The 261-nt window shown below is 44.1% G+C and carries 1 protein-coding gene; it reads left to right on the top strand.

Annotated features, from left to right (window positions below; genetic code table 11):
- Positions 1–261: transposase domain-containing protein (locus tag ACSLUK_RS20070; protein ID WP_448550559.1), on the top strand; the 261-nt coding region annotated here is incomplete at both ends.

The following is a 261-nucleotide window of genomic DNA, read 5'->3' as shown; positions in this document are numbered from 1 at the left end:
AGCGCCGCTTACCACTCGAAACTGTTTTATGGTCAATCATAGGAATGAGTTTTTATCGGCAAAAATCGATGTGGGATATTGCCACTCAAATGGATATCATGTTGCCTGATAAGAAGCCCCTCATTGCGCCAAGTGCTTTGGTTCAAGCACGGCAAAGGCTTGGCTCTGAAGCGGTTAAGAATGTATTTCGATTGATGGCCCAACATGGATATAAAAACAATCAATTCGAGACATGGGCTGGGCTGAATCTTTTAGCCGTTG

It is taken from the genome of Thalassotalea fusca (assembly GCF_053485835.1).
This window is presented reverse-complemented; position numbering and strand designations above follow the sequence as displayed.